Origin of the sequence: Streptomyces telluris (assembly GCF_024519335.1) — a bacterium.
GTDB lineage: Bacteria > Actinomycetota > Actinomycetes > Streptomycetales > Streptomycetaceae > Streptomyces > Streptomyces telluris.
Map to the genome: position 1 here is coordinate 40,341 of NZ_JANIID010000006.1, position 21,223 is coordinate 61,563.

General features: G+C 71.9%; 17 protein-coding genes. 10 read left to right on the forward strand and 7 right to left on the reverse strand.

Features of this window, described 5'->3' with window-relative positions; genetic code table 11:
• Positions 1-34: 34 nt before the first annotated feature.
• Both NQU55_RS08850 and NQU55_RS08855 read right to left on the reverse strand, forming a co-directional pair.
• Positions 35-760: a hypothetical protein gene (locus NQU55_RS08850; protein ID WP_168094686.1), complete on the reverse strand. Its 726-nt coding sequence runs from the start codon at positions 758-760 to the stop codon at positions 35-37.
• An 80-nt stretch (positions 761-840) separates the two neighbouring features.
• Positions 841-1,614 (reverse strand): hypothetical protein, encoded by a 774-nt coding sequence (locus tag NQU55_RS08855; RefSeq protein WP_168094687.1) that lies wholly within the window; start codon positions 1,612-1,614, stop codon positions 841-843.
• Between the two features lie 99 nt (positions 1,615-1,713).
• Here NQU55_RS08855 and NQU55_RS08860 point away from each other — a divergent pair, with 99 nt between their 5' ends.
• Complete coding sequence (locus tag NQU55_RS08860) at positions 1,714-4,347, forward strand: valine--tRNA ligase (protein WP_168094688.1); 2,634 nt, start codon at positions 1,714-1,716, stop codon at positions 4,345-4,347.
• Between the two features lie 238 nt (positions 4,348-4,585).
• On the opposite strand, the gene NQU55_RS08865 is transcribed toward NQU55_RS08860, so the two are convergent.
• From NQU55_RS08865 to NQU55_RS08885, 5 genes are all read right to left on the reverse strand, one after another.
• Positions 4,586-5,758, reverse strand: coding sequence for a hypothetical protein (locus NQU55_RS08865; protein WP_168094689.1), 1,173 nt, complete (start codon positions 5,756-5,758; stop codon positions 4,586-4,588).
• Positions 5,759-5,929: 171 nt separating this feature from the next.
• Entirely contained in the window at positions 5,930-7,294 is a 1,365-nt protein-coding gene (locus tag NQU55_RS08870) for an XrtP-associated glycosyltransferase (protein ID WP_256790208.1), read from the reverse strand.
• A gap of 101 nt (positions 7,295-7,395) precedes the next feature.
• Positions 7,396-8,526: a non-hydrolyzing UDP-N-acetylglucosamine 2-epimerase gene (gene wecB / locus NQU55_RS08875; RefSeq protein WP_256790210.1), complete on the reverse strand. Its 1,131-nt coding sequence runs from the start codon at positions 8,524-8,526 to the stop codon at positions 7,396-7,398.
• Positions 8,527-8,638: 112 nt separating this feature from the next.
• A complete protein-coding gene (locus NQU55_RS08880) occupies positions 8,639-9,376 on the reverse strand; it encodes a response regulator transcription factor (protein ID WP_168094205.1) in 738 nt (245 codons plus the stop codon).
• Positions 9,373-10,527, reverse strand: coding sequence for a sensor histidine kinase (locus NQU55_RS08885; protein WP_168094206.1), 1,155 nt, complete (start codon positions 10,525-10,527; stop codon positions 9,373-9,375). The genes NQU55_RS08880 and NQU55_RS08885 overlap by 4 nt, the downstream gene beginning before the upstream one ends.
• Before the next feature lie 167 nt (positions 10,528-10,694).
• Here NQU55_RS08885 and folC point away from each other — a divergent pair, with 167 nt between their 5' ends.
• The 9 genes from folC to NQU55_RS08930 all read left to right on the forward strand — a co-directional run bounded on the left by folC (position 10,695) and on the right by NQU55_RS08930 (position 21,207).
• Positions 10,695-12,260: a bifunctional tetrahydrofolate synthase/dihydrofolate synthase gene (gene folC, locus NQU55_RS08890; protein ID WP_168094204.1), complete on the forward strand. Its 1,566-nt coding sequence runs from the start codon at positions 10,695-10,697 to the stop codon at positions 12,258-12,260.
• Positions 12,261-12,262: 2 nt separating this feature from the next.
• The gene (locus NQU55_RS08895) at positions 12,263-12,613 is read left to right on the forward strand and encodes a DUF4233 domain-containing protein (RefSeq protein ID WP_168094203.1); all 351 of its coding nucleotides are present in this window, start codon (positions 12,263-12,265) and stop codon (positions 12,611-12,613) included.
• Between the two features lie 116 nt (positions 12,614-12,729).
• Positions 12,730-13,143 carry a nucleoside-diphosphate kinase gene (gene ndk, locus NQU55_RS08900; protein WP_168094202.1) on the forward strand — a complete coding sequence of 138 codons (414 nt, stop codon included), beginning with the start codon at positions 12,730-12,732 and terminating at the stop codon, positions 13,141-13,143.
• Positions 13,144-13,441: 298 nt separating this feature from the next.
• Positions 13,442-14,461: a rod shape-determining protein gene (locus NQU55_RS08905; protein ID WP_058046895.1), complete on the forward strand. Its 1,020-nt coding sequence runs from the start codon at positions 13,442-13,444 to the stop codon at positions 14,459-14,461.
• A gap of 214 nt (positions 14,462-14,675) precedes the next feature.
• Positions 14,676-15,608 carry a rod shape-determining protein MreC gene (mreC, locus tag NQU55_RS08910; RefSeq protein ID WP_168094201.1) on the forward strand — a complete coding sequence of 311 codons (933 nt, stop codon included), beginning with the start codon at positions 14,676-14,678 and terminating at the stop codon, positions 15,606-15,608.
• A 2-nt stretch (positions 15,609-15,610) separates the two neighbouring features.
• Positions 15,611-16,240: a rod shape-determining protein MreD gene (gene mreD / locus NQU55_RS08915; protein WP_168094200.1), complete on the forward strand. Its 630-nt coding sequence runs from the start codon at positions 15,611-15,613 to the stop codon at positions 16,238-16,240.
• The gene (gene mrdA, locus NQU55_RS08920; RefSeq protein ID WP_168094199.1) at positions 16,237-18,378 is read left to right on the forward strand and encodes a penicillin-binding protein 2; all 2,142 of its coding nucleotides are present in this window, start codon (positions 16,237-16,239) and stop codon (positions 18,376-18,378) included. The genes mreD and mrdA overlap by 4 nt, the downstream gene beginning before the upstream one ends.
• Positions 18,375-19,574: a rod shape-determining protein RodA gene (gene rodA, locus NQU55_RS08925; protein ID WP_256790213.1), complete on the forward strand. Its 1,200-nt coding sequence runs from the start codon at positions 18,375-18,377 to the stop codon at positions 19,572-19,574. Before mrdA ends, rodA begins: the two co-directional genes overlap by 4 nt.
• A gap of 43 nt (positions 19,575-19,617) precedes the next feature.
• Entirely contained in the window at positions 19,618-21,207 is a 1,590-nt protein-coding gene (locus tag NQU55_RS08930) for a CYTH and CHAD domain-containing protein (protein ID WP_168095741.1), read from the forward strand.
• The last annotated feature ends 16 nt before the right edge of the window (positions 21,208-21,223 follow it).

The following is a 21,223-nucleotide window of genomic DNA, read 5'->3' on the forward strand; positions in this document are numbered from 1 at the left end:
CAACGGTTTCGGAACAGTTCTGCCCCGCGTGCGGCTACTTCGGCTTGCGGACCTCGTTGCGGATCTTGGTCGTCAGTTCGGCCAGCTTGTCCGCGGGCAGGCCGTCCGACCGCCGGGTGTCGGCACCGCTGCCCATGGAGTAGCTGATGACGAGTCCGACAGTGCCCTTGTCGCCCCATATGCACTGGCTCGTGGTCTGCGAGAACTTCGTGTCGATGACGGTGAACGCCATCGTGTCCTGCTTGCACTTCAGGACGACTCCGTCGAAGCCGCTCGGGCGGTAGTCCTTGTACTCCCCGCGCTTGCCCTCGTCCCCCGGGGAAGGGGCGGCGTCGTCCCGGCCCTCGGCCATCTCCTTGATCATGCGGTCCACGGACTTCTCCGGGTCCGGGACGGCGCCGTAGAAGCCGATGACCTGGAGGCCCTGCTCCTTGTCGTTCCTGTAGCCGGCGTTGTCCCCCTCCGCCTTCTCCAGGCCCAGCTTCTTCATCTCGGTGCGGTCCTCGGCGTCGACGCCCTTCTTCCCCTTCTTGCCGGGGAACTGCTTGTACTCGCCGTCCGCCAGCGTCTGCGGCATTTCGATCGTGTACGCGCCCGCCTTGCCGTCATTGCCGCTGACCATGTACAGGCCGCCGCCCACGAGGCCCGCCAGCACGGCCAGGACCCCCGCCCCGATGCCGATCGTCTTGCCGCTCAGCCGTCTGCCCGGCTGCCCGTACGGCTGCACCAGCGGCTGCGGCGGCTCGTTGGTCTCGTTCATCGGGTGTCCCCCCACGTCTCTTTGTCGATTCTTTGTCGCTAGAAGTCGGGGTACATCCTTTCTTGTCGTTTATTCAGTTCTTACCGCGGGGTCCGCGCCGCCGCCCGCAGTTCCCCCGCCGCCTCCGCCGCCTCCGCGATGCCCGCCCCCGCGCCCAGGGCTGCGCCCACGACGCCCACCGTGCTGTGGTCCGCCCACACGCAGTACGAGAGGGGCAGGCCCGCCCCGGTACCGCCGTCCGCGGGCGTGAACTGCACCGCCTGGCACTTCATCACCGCGCCGGCGTCGTTCAGGCCCCGGGGGATCACCCGTACCGGGCTGCCCTCGATCTCCTCCCGCGTTCCCTGTTTCACCGGCCGCTCCCGCGCGTCCTCCGCCATCGCCTCGAACATGCCGTCGACCGCCCGTTCGGGGTCCCTCACCTCTCCCCACAGCCCGCTGTACATCAGCATCCCGCTGCGGGCGGGGCCGGACGCGTAGCCCGCCGTGACGCTTCCCGCGTCGCGGACGCCCAGGCGCCGCAGCCGCTCCAGGTGGTCCGCGCGGAAGGTGCGGTCCACGGGGGCGTCCCTGAGGAAGTCCCCGGCGCGCTCCGGCGCCGTCAGCCGGTAGCGCGCGCCGCCGTGCGCCGAGCTGCCGCCGCCCGTGAGGAGCAGAAAACCGCCCAGAAGTGTGCACATCAGGATGAGTGAGCCGATTGCCACGGCGGCCATCACCTTGCCCCGGCCGCCCCGCCGGTCCGGCACCGGCGGCGGCCAGACGGCCGCGCCGTAGCCGCTCGGGCCGCCCGGCCGCGCGTAGGAGCGGGGCGCCGCCGGGAGCGGCTCGTACAGGCCGGCCTGCTGCTTGCTCATCGTTCTCTCGTCGCTTCTCTCGTGGCGTGGGCGTCATCCTCGCCGATCCCGCGGCCATCGATTCGAAACCCCCGCGTACGCCCCCGTAGAATTCACCCCGTGACCGACAACACTCAGCGCCCCGACAGCGGGCACGCCGACCGCACCCCCGACCTGCCGACCCAGTACGCGCCGGCCGATGTAGAGGGGCCGCTGTACGAGCGCTGGGTAGAGCGGGGCTACTTCGAGGCGGATGCCACGAGCGAGAAGGAGCCCTACACGATCGTCATCCCGCCGCCGAACGTCACCGGTTCCCTCCACCTGGGCCACGCCTTCGAGCACACGCTGATCGACTCCCTCACGCGCCGCAAGCGCATGCAGGGCTACGAGGTCCTGTGGCAGCCGGGCATGGACCACGCGGGCATCGCCACGCAGAACGTGGTCGAGCGCGAGCTGGCCAAGGAGGGCAAGTCGCGCCACGACCTCGGCCGCGAGGCGTTCGTCGAGCGCGTGTGGCAGTGGAAGGGCGAGTCCGGCGGGCAGATCTCCGGGCAGATGCGCCGTCTGGGTGACGGCGTCGCGTGGTCGCGCGAGCGCTTCACCATGGACGAGGGCCTGTCCAAGGCCGTCCAGACGATCTTCAAGAAGCTCTACGACGACGAGCTGATCTACCGCGCCGAGCGCATCATCAACTGGTGCCCCCGCTGTCTCACGGCCATCTCCGACATCGAGGTGGAGTACCAGGACGACGACGGCGAGCTCGTCTCCATCCGCTACGGCGAGGGTGACGCCTCCATCGTCGTCGCCACGACCCGCGCCGAGACGATGCTCGGCGACACGGCCGTGGCCGTCCACCCCGAGGACGAGCGCTACAAGCACCTCGTCGGCACCGAGATCGAGCTGCCGCTGACCGGCCGCCGCATCCCCGTCGTCGCCGACGAGCACGTCGACCCCGAGTTCGGCACGGGTGCCGTCAAGGTCACCCCCGCCCACGACCCGAACGACTTCGAGATCGGCCGCCGGCACGACCTGCCGTCGCTGACCGTCCTCGACGAGCACGGCGTCATCACCGCCCACGGCCCCTTCCTCGGCCTGGACCGCTTCGAGGCCCGCTCCGCGATCGTCGGCGCCCTGCGCGCCGAGGGCCGCATCGTCGCCGAGAAGCGCCCGTACACCCACTCCGTGGGCCACTGCTCGCGCTGCAAGACGACGCTGGAGCCGCGCCAGTCCATGCAGTGGTGGGTGAAGACCGCCCCGCTGGCCAAGGCCGCGGCCGACGCCGTCCGCGACGGCAAGGTCAAGATCCACCCGCAGGAGATGGAGAAGCGCTACTTCGACTGGGTCGACAACCTCCACGACTGGTGCATCTCGCGCCAGCTGTGGTGGGGCCACCGCATCCCGGTCTGGTACGGCCCGGACGGCGAGATGGTCTGCGTCGGCCCGGACGAGCAGCCGCCGGCCGGCGAGGGCTGGCACCAGGAGACCGACGTCCTCGACACCTGGTTCTCCTCGGGCCTGTGGCCGTTCTCCACCCTCGGCTGGCCCGAGAAGACCGAGAGCGTCGAGAAGTTCTACCCGAACTCCGTCCTCGTCACCGGTTACGACATCCTCTTCTTCTGGGTCGTGCGGATGATGATGTTCGGCCTGTACGCGATGGACGGCACCCCGCCGTTCCACACCATCGCCCTGCACGGCATGGTCCGCGACCAGTTCGGCAAGAAGATGTCGAAGTCCTTCGGCAACGCGGTCAACCCGCTCGACTGGATGGACAAGTACGGCTCCGACGCCGTCCGCTTCACCCTCGCCCGCGGCGCCAACCCCGGCGTCGACGTGCCGATCGGCGAGGACTGGGTCCAGGGCTCGCGCAACTTCGCGAACAAGATCTGGAACGCCACCCGGTTCGCGATGATGAACGGCGCCACGGTGGAGGGCGACCTGCCGCCCGCCGAGCGGATGTCGGCCACCGACCGCTGGATCCTCTCGCGCCTCAACGCCGTCGTCGCCGAGGTGGACGCCCTCTACGACGACTACCAGTTCGCGAAGCTCTCCGACGCGCTGTTCCACTTCGCGTGGGACGAGGTCTTCGACTGGTACGTCGAGCTGTCCAAGACCACCTTCCAGAAGGGCGGCCCCGAGGCCGAGGTCTCGGCCCGCGTCCTGGGCGAGGTCCTCGACGTCACCCTCAAGCTCCTGCACCCGATCGTGCCCTTCGTCACCGAGACGCTGTGGACCACGCTCACCGGCAAGGAGTCCGTCGTCATCGCCGACTGGCCCAAGGACAGCGGTTTCCGTGACGCGGCCGCCGAGCAGGAGATCGCGACCGTCCAGCAGGTCGTCACTGAGGTCCGTCGCTTCCGCTCCGACCAGGGCCTGCAGCCGGGCCAGAAGGTCCCGGCCCTGCTGGACCTGACCGGCACGGCGCTCGCGGCCCACGAGGACGCGATGCGTTCGCTGCTGCGCCTGCAGCCGGCCGGCGAGGGCTTCGCCGCCACCGCCTCGCTGCCCGTCGCCGGCGCGACCGTCGCCCTCGACCTGTCCGGCACGATCGACGTCGAGGCCGAGCGCAAGCGTCTGACCAAGGCGCTGGCCGCGGCCGAGAAGGACAAGGCGCAGTCCACGGCCAAGCTCGGCAACGAGGCGTTCCTCGCCAAGGCGGCGGAGGCTGCCGTGGAGAAGATTCGCAAGCGGCTGGAGACGGCCGAGGCCGACATCGAGCGGATCAGCTTGCAGCTGGCGGGGCTGCCGAAGGGCTGAGTCGGCTTCGCCGGGTTCTGAAACGGCCCCCGTACCCATGGGTACGGGGGCCGTTTGCCGGTCTACGACCGGTCCTGTCCCTGCGGGCCGGTGGGGGTGGGTCGCGCAGTTCCCCGCGCCCCTAAGGGGGCGCGCCCACGCGGCGGAGCCGCAGATTGACACAGTCCCGCGCCCCTTACGGGGCGCGCCCATGCGGCGGAGCCGCAGATTGAGACAGCCCGCGCCCCTTACGGGGCGTCTAACGCGCCGCCCAAGGTCGTGTTCGGTTCGGGTCCCACATCGGGCCCCATGGGCCCTCCACCAGGGACTCTTCCTCTTCGGCTCGGGGGTTGCGGCGCCTGCGGCGGTGTTGCGGCCAGAACAGTACGTATGCCGTCGACACCGCCACGAAGGCCAGCCGGATCAGGCCCTTGGCCGACTCGTCGGGTACGACGAAGACGCTTCCGTAGAGCACGATCAGCGCGATCCAGCTCCACCACGGCACGAGGCGGCGCTGCCCGCACACGTCCCACAGCAGGGTGCCGAGCAGCACCGACGCCGTGTAGTACGTGTAGACGCTGGGGTCGAGGAGGATGCGGGCGTTCGCGCCCAGCAGGACGACGCCGGCCCAGCGGCCGCGCCACACGGCGACCGCGCCCAGCGTGAGGCCGAGGGCGGCCTGGGCGGGGCGGGCCCAGTCGGGGGTCACGGGGGTGTTGCCGCCCAGCCAGCGCAGCGCGGAGGCCGGGTTGTTGGGGATGGTGAACTTGGCGGCGGCGAAGGAGTCCGGGGCCGCGACGAAGAACGGCAGCCAGGCGACGGCCAGCAGGGCCGCGCACCAGAGGACCGCCCGCAGCCAGCGGTCCCGCGGGAGGGCGAGGATCAGCGGGACGAAGGCCAGCGCCGTGGGCTTGGAGTCCATCGCCAGGGCCAGGCAGATGCCCACGGCGGCCGGGTTGCAGCGGGTCAGGAACCACACGGCCAGCGCGGTGAAGAACAGCGCCAGGACGTCGTCCAGGTGCCCGAAGCGGACCGACACTTCGATCCACATGGGGATGAACGCCGCGCCCGCGATGAGGACGCGCTGCCGCAGGCGCTGGTGGTTGGTGCCGGTGCCCAGGAAGTGGATGGCGGCGCTGCGCCCCGCGAGCACCACGATGACCAGTCCCAGGGCGGACATGAAGGCCGCCGACAGGAACTGGCCGGTGTGCTCGGAGAACGGGTTGAACAGGCCGGCCACCAGGAAGCTGATGGGGCCCATCTGCAGCTCGGGGTGGTGGGCGTAGAGGTTGAGCCCGCCGGTGCCGTCGCCCGACGCCCCCTGGTAGATCAGCTCGCCGCCGGTGCGCAGGTAGTGCCAGGAGAAGCCGCCGTTGGGCTCCACCAGGGCGAACCACAGCACGGTCCACACCGTGAGCAGCAGCAAGTGCATCCGTGTGCTGATTTCCGGTACTCGTACCCGCACCGCACAACGCTCCCGTTCCGCTGCCCGGACCTGCTCCGGACATGTGTCACCGGGGGTCAGATGGCGGAACGGGGGCGGAGGTTGCCTCGTGGGTCGCGAATGTGGCCCACTTCATGGTTTGGCGGATGTGGCGTGCCGTCAGCTCTCGATCGCGATCGGGCCCGACGTGACCGCCTCGGCGTTGCGGCGGGTCTTCGCCCAGCCGTTGCGGCCGCGCAGCATGCGGACGAAGCCGCGCGCGGACGCCGGGAAGAGGTGGTACGCGTACAGCCACAGCGCGAGACCCCACAGCAGAGCGGACAGCAGCGAGTGGTCGGACGCGCGGTCGCGGCGGTAGACCGGGCCCCACAGTACGAACGGCAGCACCGAGACGACGGCCAGGCCCAGCACCAGCGGCCACAGGGCGAGCATGCCGCCGAACGCCTCGCCGGCGCCGTCCTCCGCGGCGGTCAGGCCCAGCAGGGCGAACATGACGGCGCACAGGGCCAGGGTCACCAGGTGGGCGACCGGCTGCAGGAAGGTGTAGAGCGTCTCCAGGACGCCCTTGCCGCCGTAGTGGCGCGAGGAGACGATGCGCGGCGCGTAGCGGACGCACTGCAGGTTGCCCTGGGCCCAGCGGGTGCGCTGGGTGAGGAAGCGGCGGGCGTGCGGGAGGCCCTCCTGGGAGACCCAGGTGTCGGCTATGTGGGATATCCGGTCGCCGTTGAGGATCATGTGCAGGCCCAGCTCGTAGTCCTCCAGCAGCGCGCCGCGCTGCCAGGGGCGGCGCTCGGCGGCGGCGATGCGGTCCAGGGCGGCGAGCCGGGTGAACTGGCCGTTGCCGCCGAGGCCCACGGAGCCGGTGCGGCCGCGCAGCAGCTGCATGCCGGCGTTGGAGACGGAGAACTCCATGTCCTGCATGCGCACGAGGAGACGGGCGAAGGCGTTGCGGACGCGGCCGCGGTCCGGCAGCGGGCGCGGGTCGCCGGCGTTGCGCATGCGGACGCTGACCTGCACGCCGCCGGTCTCCGGGTCGCCGAAGCCGGCCGGGCCGCTGACGCGCTCCAGCGCGTGCGGGTCGAGCTGGCCGTCGGCGTCGATGACGCAGACGACGACGCGCTCGCGGTCGGCGTCCTTGGACAGGAACTGGTTCAGCTCGTCGTAGGCGGAGTTGAGCGCGGCGCCCTTGCCCTGGCGGGCGTCGGGCCGCACGCGGCTGACCAGGTGCACGCGGCGGTCGGTCTCGGCGAGCCCGGCGACGATGGCGCCGGTGCGGTCGTCGCTGTCGTCGTCGATGACCCACACGTGCGCGCGCGGGTGGTCGGTGCGCAGGCGTTCCACGGTGGTGCCGACGACTGCTTCCTCGTCCCGGCACGGGACGAAGAAGTGCCAGTCGAAGGCGTCGGCGTTGCCGTTCTCGGCCTCGGGGCGGCGGAGGTAGGCGTGGCGGGCGCCGGCCCAGTAGAGGAGGAAGCAGGCGAGGAGGAAGAAGGGGAAGACGAACAGGAGGGGGCTGGAGAACACGGGTTTTGCTCCGGGGGCTTGCTTTCGGCGGGTACGGCACCGCCGGTCACGTGCGTGGGGGTTGCTCGCCGTTGCGGGCGGAAGGGGGCGGGGGAGACCCCCTACGCGGCCGCGGCCAGCTGCTGCGGGGCAGTGATCGCCGTCAGCAGCGCCACGATGCGGTCGGACGCCAGGCCGTCGCCGAAGGGGCTCGGCAGTGCGGCCAGGCGGGTCAGGCCCTCCGGGCCCTCCGCGAGGCGGCGTACCGCGGCCTCGCCGATGGCACGGCCCGGCGCGACCAGGTCCGCGAAGTCCGCCATCGCCTCCGGCCGCTCCGTGGAGCGGCGGACGACCACCAGCGGGCGGCCGAGGACCGTGCACTCCTCCTGGATGCCGCCGGAGTCGGAGACCAGCAGCGCCGCGTGCCGGGCCAGGGCGAGGAACTCGCCGTAGCCGAGCGGGCGGGTGACGGTCAGGCCCGCCAGCAGGTGCTCCAGGCCGGCGGCCTCGACGCGGGCCCGGGTGCGCGGGTGCAGGGGCAGCACGACGGGCCGGCCGTCGGTCGCGAGCGCGGCGAGCTCGGTGAAGATGGCCCGCAGCGCGTCGGGGGAGTCGGTGTTCTCGGGGCGGTGGATCGTGGCCAGGACGTAGGAGTCGGCGGTCAGGCCGTGCAGCCGCAGCAACTCCGCGCGCTCGGGGGCCGGCGGCAGCTGCCCGTGGACGGCCTCGACGACCGTGTTGCCGGTCACCGCGATGCGGGCGTCGTCGACGCCTTCGGCGAGGAGGTTCGCGCGGTTGTCCTCGGTGGCCGCGCACAGCACGTCGGCGATGCTGTCGATGAGGACGCGGTTGTGCTCCTCGGGCATGTTGCGGTCGTGGCTGCGCAGGCCGGCCTCGACGTGCAGGAGCGGGATGCCGCGGGCGTTCGCGGCGAGCGCGCCGGCGAGGGCCGCGTTGGTGTCGCCCTGGACGACGACGGCGAGCGGCGGCTCGGCGGTGAAGAGGTCGTCCAGCTGGGCGAGGGCGCTGGAGATCTGCACGGCGCGCGGCTGCCCGCCGACCCCGGTCAGGAACGTCGGCTCGGGCAGGCCCAGCTCGGTCAGGAAGCGGCCGGACAGCTCCTCGTCGTAGTGCTGACCGGTGTGCACCAGGTGAGCGGCGGGGCCCAGGAGGCGTACGAGGTCGGTGAGCTTGACCAGCTCGGGGCGGGTGCCGAGGACGACGGCGACGCTACGGGCGGGCAGGGACTGCACGAGGTGACTCCTGGGGCCGGCGGGCTGTGACAGCTCACGACCTTGCGGTGCCTCGGTTGCACCCCTGGGGTGACTTCGGTTGCCGGACGGTTGCGAATCGCCCGAAGCGGGTCTAAAGCCGCTGGAAGGGACTTTCGTCCTCCCCGTCCGCGGGACCTTCGTCCCCGCCGTCGGCCCGGTAGCGGTAGCCCAGGCCCCGTACGGCCTCCAGCGGGTCCGCGGCCTCGTCGCCCGCGGCCTGCCGCAGCTTGCGCCGCAGCCGCAGCACGGCGAACTTCACCCGCTCGCGGCCGGTGCCCTCGGGGTCGTCCCACACCCGGTCGAGCAGCTGGTCGGTGGTGATCACCCGGCCGCGGTTGCGGACGAGCACCTGCAGCAGCCGGTACTCGATGTCGCTGAGGCGGGCCTCGTGGCCCTGCCAGACCGCCGAGCGCCGCTCGGGCACGAGCCGCAGCCCGTCGTCGAAGGAGTCGCCGGCCCAGCGGGTGGGGGCGGTGCGGCGCAGCAGCGCCTCGACGCGGGCGAGCAGCTCGTCGTTGCCGAAGGGCTTGGGCAGGTAGTCGTCGGCGCCGGCGCGCAGGCCGCGGACCCGGTCGGTCTCGGCGCCGCGGGCGGTGAGCAGCAGGACGGGCAGGTCGCTGAGGTCGCGGGTGCGCTCCAGCACCTCCCAGCCGTCGAGCTGCGGCAGTCCGATGTCGAGGAGCATGAGGGCGGGGCGCTCGGCGAACAGCAGCCGCAGCCCGTCGCGGCCGTTCCCGGCGTGGGCGACCTCGTAGCCCGCGCGGGTGAGGAGGGTGCGCAGGGCGAGGGCGAGGTCGGGGTCGTCCTCGACGACGAGCACGCGGGTCATGGGGCCTCCTCCGTTCCCGGCGCGTCCGGCGGGCCCGGGGGCGGGGCGTCCGGCGGGCCCGCGACCGGCAGCCGGATCAGGAAGGAGGCGCCCCCGCCCGCGGCGCCGCCGACGGTGATCGTGCCGCCGTGCAGCTGGACGATCGCGCGGCTGATGGCGAGTCCGAGACCGGTGCCGGGATAACCCCCCGTACGTGCGTTCGGGGCCCGCACGAAACCATTGAAGATCTCTTCGCGGAATTCCTCCGGGACGCCGATTCCGGTATCCGCGACTTCGATCTCCCAGAACTCGCCGCGCGGTGCCGCCGTGACCGAGATCCGGCCATCCGCGGGGGTGTATTTCGCGGCATTCTCCAGAAGATTGGCCAGGACGTTCTGCAACCGGTGCCGGTCGCCTCTCAGGACGGGCCCGGCGGTGCACTCCAGAACGGTGAACAATCCCGCTTCCTGTGCGGCGCCCATCCGGTCGAGGACGGCGTCCAGCAGCATCCGGTCCACCTCCACGGGGCCGAATTCCAGCTCCAGGCCCGCGGTGGCCCGCATCCGGGTGGTCAGCAGCAGGTCGGAGATCACCCGCTGCATGCGGTCGGCGTTGCGCCGGACGGCCTCCAGGAAGGAGGTCTGCTCGTGGGTGAGGGCGCCGAAGGCGGGGTCGGTGAGCAGCTCGCAGAAGCTGATGATGGAGGTGAGGGGCGTGCGCAGCTCGTGGGAGGCGGCGGCGGTGAAGGCGTTGCGCTGCCGGGCGAGCTCGGTGAGCGCCACGTTGTCCCGCTCCAGGTCCCGCTCGCGCCGCTTGCGCTCGGTGATGTCGTCGTAGGTCCACAGGGCGCCCAGGTAGGCGCCCTCGTGGCGCAGCGGCTCGATCGCGCGGCGCAGGGTGCGGCCGTCGGGGAGGGGGATCTCGGCCGTCCGGTGGACGTGGCGGCCGCCCGGGGCGCCGCCGGGGGCGAGGCCGGTGCGGCCGTCCAGGTCGAACATGCGGTGGAACCTCCGGTTGGCCGCGAGCACCCCTCCGTCCGGACCCTGCACGGCGGCGCCCGAGGGCAGGGCCTCCAGGAGCGCGTCCAGCAGCGCCCGCGGCCGGACCCGGTCCCGGCTCTCGCCCCGGTCCTCGCCCCGGCTCCCGCCTGCGTCCTCGTCCTCGGACGGCATCCCGCTCACCCGGCTCCGGCTCTTTCCCGTCAGGACTCCCGTAAGGGATATTCCGGGAAAACCGTATGGCATGACCGCAGGGTGCGCCCCTGCGGGCGGGCGGGACGCGAAGGCCGCCGCGACGCCTGCCGCCCGCTCCGTCGTACCCCCTCCGTAGACTGGTCCGCGTGAGCGAGCGCCCCCTGAACGACGACAACGGCAGCACCGGCCCCGACGGCGATGACCGCTTCGCGGAAATCGTCGATGCCGAGACCGACCTTCCCCAAGCTCTCGGCTCCGCTCGAGCAGGGGAGACCCCAACCCCCGACCTCGCCGTCATCGAGGCCGGCAGCCGGACCCTGCGCGCCCAGGCCGGGCCGCCGCAGGGCGACATCCCCGCCCGCCCCGAGGACCCGGAGACCGACCGGGCGCTGCGCGAGGTCGAGGCCGAGCTGGCCGGCCGCTGGGGCGAGACCAAGCTCGACCCCTCGCTGGTGCGCATCGAGGCCCTGATGGACATCCTGGGCCAGCCGCAGCGCGCCTACCCCTCGATCCACATCACGGGCACCAACGGCAAGACCAGCACCGCCCGCATGATCGAGTCGCTGCTGTGCGCCTTCGACCTGCGCACCGGGCGCTACACCAGCCCCCACGTGCAGTCGATCACCGAGCGCATCAGCCTCGACGGCGCCCCGATCCCGGCCGAGCGCTTCATCGAGACGTACCGCGACATCCAGCCGTACGTCGAGATGGTCGACGACCGCGAGGAACACCGCCTGTCCTTCTTCGAGGTCCTGACGGCCATGGCCTACGCGGCCTTCGCCGACGCCCCGGTCGACGTGGCCGTCGTCGAGGTCGGCATGGGCGGCACCTGGGACGCCACCAACGTCGTCGACGCCGGCGTCGCCGTCGTCACCCCCATCTCCCTCGACCACACCGACCGCCTCGGCGCGACGCCCGGCGACATCGCCGGCGAGAAGGGCGGCATCGTCAAGCAGGACGCCACCGTCGTCCTCGCCCAGCAGCCGGTCGACGCGGCCCAGGTGCTGCTCAAGCGCTCGGTCGAGGTCGACGCCACCGTCGCCCGCGAGGGCATGGAGTTCGGCGTCGTCTCCCGCGAGGTCGCCGTCGGCGGCCAGCTGCTGACGCTGCGCGGCCTGGGCGGCGAGTACCCCGAGCTCTTCCTGCCGCTGTACGGCGCCCACCAGGCGCACAACGCCGCGGTCGCCCTGGCCGCCGTCGAGGCGTTCTTCGGGATCGGCTCGCAGCACGCCCGCACGCTCGACGTCGACACCGTCCGCCGCGCCTTCGCCCAGGTCTCCTCCCCGGGCCGGCTGGAGGTCGTGCGCCGCAGCCCCACCGTCGTGCTGGACGCCGCGCACAACCCGGCCGGCGCGCAGGTCACGGCCGAGGCCGTCACCGAGGCGTTCGGCTTCAGCCGCCTGATCGGCGTCGTCGGCGCCAGCGCCGACAAGGACGTCCGCGGCCTGCTGGAGGCCTTCGAGCCGGTCTTCGCCGAGGTCGTGGTCACCCGCAACTCCACCCCGCGCTCCATGGACCCCGACGAGCTCGCGGCCCTCGCCGTCGAGGTCTTCGGCGCCGAGCGCGTGCAGGTCGAGCCCCGCCTGGACGACGCCCTGGAGGCCGCGATCACCCTCGCGGAGGAGGAGGCCGAGTTCTCCGGCGCGGGCGTCCTCGTGACCGGCTCGGTGATCACGGTCGGCGAGGCCCGGCTGCTCCTCGGAAAGGGCTGATCATGCGAATGCTGTGCGCGAGCACTCTGATCGGTGAATTCTTCGTCATCGGGTTCGCCGGCCTGGTGGCCATGCAGACCTCCGACCTCTCGGCGGGCACCGTGTGGGCCGTCAGCGGCACGGCGATGGTGGTCAGCGTGCTGCTGTGCGGCATGCTCACCCGGCCCGGCGGCGTCCAGTTGGGCTGGCTGCTGCAGATCGGCCTGGTCCTGAGCGGTTTCATCGTCCCGATGATGTTCATCCTCGGGGTGGTCTTCGGCGGCCTGTGGTGGGCCTCGGTCCACTTCGGCCGGAAGATCGACGAGGCGAAGGCCCGCTTCGTGGCCGCGGCCGCGGAGGCCGAAGCCGCGTAGCTCCGGGCTCCGCATGCAGGGATTCCCCCGGTGCCGGCCGGGGGAGGGTACCGGGCGTCACCGGCGCCCCTGTAGCCTCTGCGGCACCACACCCTGCCCCTGCAAGGAGCCGCAGTATGAGCCAGCGCACCCTCGTCCTCCTCAAGCCCGACGCCGTCCGCCGTGGTCTGATCGGCGAGATCGTGGGCCGCATCGAGCGCAAGGCGAACTGGACGATCGCTGCTCTGGAGCTGCGCACCCTCGACCGGGCCACCCTCGCGCAGCACTACGCCGAGCACGAGGGCCGGGACTTCTACGAGCCGCTGATGGGCTTCATGTCCTCCGGCCCGGTCGTCGCCCTGGTCGTCGAGGGCGAGCGCGTCATCGAGGGCGTGCGCGCCCTGGCCGGCCCCACCGACCCCATTTCGGCCGCCCCGGGGTCCATCCGTGGTGACTTCGGCACCATCACGCGCGAGAACCTCATCCACGCCTCGGACTCCGAGGAGTCGGCCCAGCGGGAAATCAAGATTTTCTTTCCCGGCCTCGCCTGATAGCTCTTCAGGCCCGGAGCCTTTCCGATCAGGGGCGACCGATTTAATTTCGGTCGCCTCTGGCATATGCGCGGCGAACGAGGGAACCTCTCACTCCGACACGACGTCACCATTACTAGGGGAGGCTCGACTTCCGCCGACAATGGCGGAGGAACCCTCGCACCGCGTTCGACCGGTCGAGACTACGATGAGAGCTTCCGCGCCCGCGGCGCACCGCACCGCAGCAGCACACCCTGCCGACCTCAAGTAAGCACTCGCTCCAGCTGGGAAGGCCAGACGTATCCTCATGGGGAACAACATGTCGTTCATCGGCCGTGACATGGCTGTCGACCTCGGGACCGCCAACACGCTGGTGTACGTCAGAGGCCGCGGAATCGTCCTCAACGAGCCATCCGTCGTCGCCATCAACACCAACACCGGCGGCATCCTCGCGGTGGGTGCCGAGGCGAAGAAGATGATCGGCCGCACCCCGGGCAACATCGTCGCGGTCCGGCCGCTGAAGGACGGCGTGATCGCCGACTTCGAGATCACCGAGCGCATGCTCCGCTACTTCATCCTCAAGATCCACAAGCGGCGCTGGATGGCCCGGCCCCGCGTCGTGGTCTGCGTGCCCTCGGGCATCACCGGCGTCGAGCGGCGCGCCGTCATCGAGGCCTCCACCCAGGCCGGCGCCCGCCAGGTGCACATCATCGAAGAGCCCATGGCCGCCGCGATCGGCTCCGGCCTGCCCGTCCACGAGGCCACCGGCAACATGGTCGTCGACATCGGCGGCGGCACCACCGAGGTCGCGGTCATCTCCCTCGGCGGCATCGTCACGGCCCAGTCCATCCGCGTCGCGGGGGACGAGCTCGACAACGCGATCATCCAGCACATCAAGAAGGAGTACAGCCTCCTCCTCGGTGAGCGCACCGCCGAGCAGATCAAGATCACCATCGGCTCGGCCTACGACCTGGAGCAGGACGAGCACACCGAGATCCGCGGCCGGGACCTGGTCAGCGGCCTGCCCAAGACCGTCGTGATCTCCGCCGGCGAGGTCCGCAAGGCCATCGAGGAGCCCGTCAACTCCATCGTCGACGCCGTGAAGACCACCCTCGACAAGTGCCCGCCCGAGCTCTCGGGTGACGTCATGGACCGCGGCATCGTTCTCACGGGCGGGGGCGCCCTGCTGCGCGGCCTCGACGAGCGGCTGCGCCGGGAGACCGGCATGCCGATCCACATCGCCGAGGACCCGCTGGACTCCGTCGCGCTGGGCTCCGGCAAGTGCGTCGAGGAGTTCGAGGCCCTCCAGCAGGTCCTCGACGCCCAGCCGCGCCGCTGACGCGCCCGCCCTCGGGCGCGCCTTCCGGGGTGCCGTCGCGGGGCGCCGTTCCACCTGCCGGGGGACGCCGCCCCACCCCCTCGGCAGCGGCCGGCGCCGACGCCACCGGCGTACCGCCGTAGCCGGGAAACAACCTGATATACAGGCACAACGCTCCGGATGACCGGCCCGCCCCGCAGCCCGCCGGTCCTACGAGAAGGGCCCGCCGCCGCACGTGAGGGACACACGAGAGAGCCGGCTGCTGCTGGTGCTGCTGGTCGCCATCGCCTTCGCACTGATCACGGTGGACATCCGTGGCGGTGAGCGGTCCCCGCTCGACGGCGTCCGGCACGCGGCAGCCTCCGTCTTCGGGCCCGTCGAGAAGGGCGTCGCCTCCGCGGTCGACCCCTTCGGCAACGCCGTGGCGGCCGTGCGCGACTCCGACGAGCGGCACAACCGCATCAGCGCCCTGGAGCGCGAGAACACCAGCCTCAAGCAGCGCCTCGGCAGCGACGACCGCAACCGCGGCCGGGCCGCCGAGCTCGACGCCATGCTCAAGACCGCCGGCCGCGGCCAGTACGGCATCAAGGGCGCCCAGGTCATCGCCATAGGCGCGGCCCAGGGCTTCTCCTGGACCGTCACCATCGACGCCGGCAGCCGCGACGGCATCAAGCGCGACATGACCGTCCTCAACGGCGACGGCCTCGTCGGCCGCGTCACCACCGTCGCCCGCGACACCGCGACCGTCCTGCTCGCCAACGACCCCAAGTTCACCGTCGGCACCCGCATGGAGAAGAGCGGCGAGCTCGGCTTCGCCAACGGCCAGGGCGCCGGCGTCCTGCGGGTCGAACTGCTCAACGGCAAGGCGGCCGTCCGCCCCGGCGACCGCCTGGTCACCTTCGGCTCCAGCAAGGACAAGCCGTTCGTCCCCGGCGTCCCCGTCGGCGAGGTCACCCGCGTCGAACCCGCCGGCGGCAGCCTCACCCGCACCCTCCAGGTCCGTCCCTTCGTCGGCTACAGCAAGCTCGACATCGTCGGCGTCGTCGTCGAACCCCCGCGGACGGACCCCCGCGACACGGTGCTCCCGCCCAAACCGGAAGCGCCCAAGCCCACGCCCACCGTGACCGTCACGGTCACGCCCTCCGCGAGCGCCAAACCCGAGGACTGACGATGCGCCTCAACCGGATCCTGCTCTCGACCGCGCTCGTGGTGGTCGCCCTCGTCGTGCAGGTGACCGTCCTGGCACGGCTCCACCTGCCGGGAGCCGTGCCAGACCCCCTGCTCCTCGTCGTCGTCGGGCTCGCCCTCGTCCACGGCCACACCAACGGCGCCGTCATCGGCTTCTGCGCCGGCCTGCTGGCCGACATCGCCCCGCCCGCCGACCACGCCACCGGGCGCTACGCCCTGGTCCTGTGCGTCATCGGCTACCTCGTCGGCCTCGCCCGGCCCGAGACGGGCAAGCTGCGCTCGGCCACCGTGCCCATGCTCGTCGTCGTCGCCGCGGCCGTCGGCTCCACCCTGCTCTACGCGGGCGTCGGCTCCCTCGTCGGCGACACCGCCGCGCGTAACGTCGGCCTCACCAGCCTCGTGTTCACCGCGGCCCTCTATGACCTGCTGCTCGCGCCCTTCGTCGTGCCGCTCGTCATGGCCATGGCCAGGCGCGTCCAGCCCGACCCGCTGTCCGCCGACGGCCCCAGCACGATGGGCGGCTCCCGCACGAACCGCGTCGGCGGCCAGCGCGCGGGTCTGCGCACCGGCCTGCGCCGGCCGAGCCGGCTCAAGGGGGTGAAGCGCCTGTGAGTAACTTGTCCGACGGCGGGGGCACCTCGCGGGTCGCCATCCGCCTCATCGTCATCCAGATCCTCGTCTTCTCCCTCCTGCTCACCCTCGCCGGCCGCCTCTGGTACCTCCAGATCCGCAACGGCGACGAGTACACCGCCGAAGCCGCCGACAACCACATCCAGCAGGTCGTCGCCCCGGCCACCCGCGGCTCGATACTGGACGCCCGCGGCGTCCCCCTCGCCGACAACGAGACCCGCCTCGTCGTCTCCGCGAGCCGCACCGACCTGATGAAGATGAAGGACAAGGGCAGGACCGTCCTCACCCGCCTCGCCGGAGTGCTCGGCATGAAGCCCGAGGACGTCGCCGCCAAGGTCCGGCTGTGCGACGCCAAGACGCCCAAGCCCTGCTGGGCCGGCTCGCCCTACCAGCCCATCCCCATCACCGACGAGGCCACCACCCAGCAGGCCCTGCAGATCCGCGAGCGCGCCGAGGACTTCCCCGGCATCACCGCCGAGCCCACCGCCGTCCGCCGCTACGCCGGCCCCGGCGGCTCCAACACCGCCCAGGTCCTCGGCTACCTCTCGCCCGTCACCGACGACGAGATCATCAAGGCCAAGGCCGGCCGCTCCCCGCTGCTCCGCTCCGACCAGGTCGGCCGCTCCGGCCTGGAGCGCCAGTACGACTCCCAGCTGCGCGGCAAGGCCGGCGTCACCCGCTACGAGGTCGACAACCTCGGCCGCGTCATCGGCAAGGCCAGGAGCGACAAGGCAGTCCCCGGCTCCAACGTCGTCACCAGCATCGACGCCCGCGTGCAGGCCATAGCGGAACGGGAGCTGGACCAGGCGATGAAGGACGCCCGCAAGGAGGTCGACCGCAACACCGGCACCAACTACAAGGCCGACGCCGGAGCCGTCGTCGTGATGGAGGCGAAGACCGGCCGCGTCGTGGCCATGGCCTCCAACCCCACCTACGACCCCAACGCCTGGGTCGGCGGCATCTCCGCCAAGGACTACCAGAACCTCACCGGCAAGGACTCCGGCTTCCCGCTGCTCAACCGGGCGATCCAGGGGCAGGCCGCCCCCGGCTCGATCTTCAAGGTCGTCTCCGCCACCGCCGCCGTCAAGGCGGGCTACGCCTTCAACGACAACTACAACTGCTCCGCCTCGTACAGCATCGGCAACCAGGTCTTCAAGAACTTCGAGTCCAAGGGCTACGGCCCCATCAACCTCGGCCGGGCCCTGGAGGTCTCCTGCGACACCGTCTTCTACGACCTGGCCTACCGCCAGTGGCAGAAGGACGGCGGCAACAACCCCAAGCACCCGGCGGACTGGTTCTACAAGACCGCCCACGAGTTCGGCCTCGGCAAGGAGACCGGCATCGACCTCCCCAACGAGGTCGCCGGCCGCATCCCCGACCGCGAGTGGAAGAAGAAGTACTGGGAGGCCAACAAGGACTCCTGGTGCAAGCAGGGCAAGACCGACGACAGCTACGCGGGGCAGATCGCCAAGGAGAACTGCGAGTCCGGCATGCGCATGCGCGCCGGTGACTCCGTCAACTACTCCATCGGCCAGGGCGACACCCTTGTCACCCCCCTCCAGATGGCCACCATCTACGCCGCCATCAGCAACGGCGGCACCCTGTGGAACCCCACGGTCGGCAAGGCCGTCATCAGCCCCGACGGCAGGACGGTCCAGGAGATCGCCCCCAAGTCGCACGGCAGGCTGCCCTTCGACGGCAGGACGCGCGACCAGATCGACGCCGCCCTCGCCGGCGTCGCCACCCAGGGCACCGCCGCCTGGCGCTTCGAGGGATGGCCACAGAAGGAGATCCCGATGCACGCCAAGACCGGCACCGCCGAGGTCTACGGCAAGCAGACGACCTCCTGGTTCGCCACCTACACCGGCGACTACGCCGTCGTCATGACGATCGCCCAGGGCGGCACCGGCTCCGGCGCCTCCGGCCCCGCCGTGCGCAACATCTACAACGCCCTCTACGGCGTCGACGACAAGGGCAAGGTGGACGCCAAGAAGGCGCTCCTGCCGCACCCCCAGGCAGGACTGCCGAAGATCGAGAAGGACGGCACCATCGAGGCCCAGCCCATCGAGCCGCCCCCGCCCAGCCCGTCGGCCCGGAAGGAGGAGGAGAAGGACACGTGACCGCCACCGACGGCTACCGCGCCCGCCGCTACAGCCCCGAGCGCTCCGCCTGGGGCCGCCTCACCGCCCGCGACTCCGTCCTGCGCCGCCTGGACTGGGTGATGGTCTGGGCCGCCCTCGCCCTCTCCGGCATCGGCACCCTGCTCGTCTACTCGGCCACCCGCAACCGCACCGAGCTCAACCAGGGCGACCCGTACTACTTCCTGCTCCGCAACATCCTCAACACCGGCATCGGACTGGGCCTGGCCATCGGCGCCGTCTGGGTCGGCCACCGCGCCCTGCGCGGCGCCGTGCCCATCCTCTACGCCATCTCCGTCCTGCTCACCGTCGCCGTCCTCACCCCGCTCGGCGCCACCATCAACGGCGCCCGGTCCTGGATCCAGCTCGGCGGCGGCTTCTCCCTGCAGCCCTCCGAGTTCACCAAGATCACCATCGCGCTGGGCATGGCGATGCTGCTCGCCGGCAAGGTCGACGCGGGGGAGCGGCTCCACCCCGACCACCGCACCGTCGTCGAGGCCCTCGGCCTCGCCGCCCTGCCCATCGTCATCATCCTGCTGATGCCCGACCTCGGCTCGGTGATGGTGCTCGTCGTCATCGTCCTCGCCGTGCTCCTGGCCTCCGGCGCGTCCAACCGCTGGATCGCCGGGCTGATCGGCGCCGGCGTCCTCGGCTGCGTCCTCATCTGGCAGCTCGGCGTCCTCGACGCGTACCAGATCAACCGCTTCGCCGCCTTCGCCAACCCCGCGCTCGACCCCTCCGGCGTCGGCTACAACACCAACCAGGCCCGCATCGCCATCGGCTCCGGCGGCCTCCTGGGCTCCGGCCTCTTCCGCGGCTCCCAGACCACCGGGCAGTTCGTGCCCGAGCAGCAGACCGACTTCATCTTCACCGTCGCCGGCGAGGAGCTCGGCTTCGTCGGCGCCGGCGCGATCATCTTCCTCGTCGGCGTCGTCATCTGGCGCGCCTGCCGCATCGCCCGCGAGACCACCGAGCTCTACGGGGCGATCGTGGCGGCCGGGATCATCGCCTGGTTCGCCTTCCAGTCCTTCGAGAACATCGGGATGACGCTCGGGATCATGCCGGTGACGGGCCTGCCGCTGCCCTTCGTCTCCTACGGCGGGTCGTCGATGTTCGCGGCGTGGATCGCGATCGGGCTCCTGCAGTCGATCAAGGTGCAACGGCCGGTGTCGGCGTAAACAGGGCTGCCGTCCGGGGCGGCGGCGCACTAGATTCGGCACCATGGCGGACACTCTGCGCGAGATCGAGCGGAAGTACGAAGCCGGTGGCCCCGCGGCGGCGGCCTCGCTGCCCGACCTGAGCCGTGTCGCGGGCGTCGCGACCGTCACCGACGAAGGCACGCACGAACTCGACGCCGTCTACTACGACACCGCGGACCGGCGCCTCGCCGCGGCCGGCATCACCCTGCGCCGCCGCACCGGCGGCTCCGACGAGGGCTGGCACCTCAAGCTGCCCGTCGCCCCCGGGGTGCGGGACGAGATCCGGGCACCCCTCTCGCCGGACGTGCCGCGCGCCCTCGCGTCCCTGGTCAGGGCCCGCGTCCGGCGCGCCGGGCTCGTCCCCCTCGTCCGCATCCGCTCGCGCCGCGAGGTCAGCCGGCTGCTCGACCCGCAGGGCACGCTCCTCGCCGAGGCCAGCGCGGACAAGGTCCGGGCCGACCGGATCGGCGACGGCGGCCGCAGCGCCCGCTGGACCGAGTTCGAGGTCGAGCTCGGCAGCGGCACCGACCCCGCCTTCCTCGACACCGTCGAGGAGTGCCTCCTGGAGGAGGGCCTGCGCCCCTCCGACGCGCCGTCGAAGCTGGCGAGGGCGCTGCAGGAGACGGAGGGCGGGAAGAAGGCGGGGGAGAAGGAGACCAAGAAAGAGACGAAGAAGGAGACCAGGAAGGAGACGAAGAAGCCCGGCAAGAAGGGCGACCGGGGGCCCGTCACCGCCGGGGACCACGTCCTCGCCTATGTCCGCCGCCAGATCGACGCCCTCCTCGCCTACGACACCGCCGTCCGCCGCGACACCGAGGACTCCGTCCACCAGATGCGCGTCGCCACCCGCCGGCTGCGCAGCGCCTTCCGCACGTACCGCGACGTCCTGGACCGCGAGGTCACCGACCCGCTCGGCGCGGAGCTGAAGTGGCTCGCCGAGGAGCTCGGCGCCGACCGGGACCGCGAGGTCGTCGCCGAGAGGCTGAAGGAGGCCCTCGGCGAGCTGCCGGGCACGCTCGTCCTCGGACCCGTCCGCGCCCGGCTGCGGATCTACGCCGCCGGCCGCGCCCAGAGCACGCGCAAGCGCCTCGCCGCCCTCCTCGACAGCGACCGCTACCTCACCCTCCTCGACGCGCTCGACGCCCTCCTGGCCGGCCCGCCCCTGCGCCGGGCCGCCGCGCTCCCCGCGCCGGAGGTCCTGGCCGGGGCCGTGCTGCACGACTACGAGCGCCTGGCCGGGCGCGTCGAGCACGCCCTCGCCACGGGCCGCGGCCCCGAGCGGGACACCGCCCTCCACGACGCCCGCAAGGCCGCCAAGCGGGCCCGCTACGCCGCCGAGGCCGCGACGCCCGCGCTCGGGAAGCCGGCCAAGCGCTTCACGCGCCGCATGAAGGACGTCCAGTCGCTCCTCGGCGACCACCAGGACAGCGTCATGACCCGCACGGCCCTGCGCACCCTGGCGGCCGAGGCCCACGCGGCGGGGGAGAGCACGTTCACCCTGGGACTGCTGTACGGCCGGGAGGAGCGGCGGGCCGCGTGGGACGAAGTGGAGCTGCAGCTGGTGTGGCGCAAGGCGTCCCGCAAGCGGTACCGGGCGGATCTGGGGGCGTGATCCGGGGGCGGCCGAT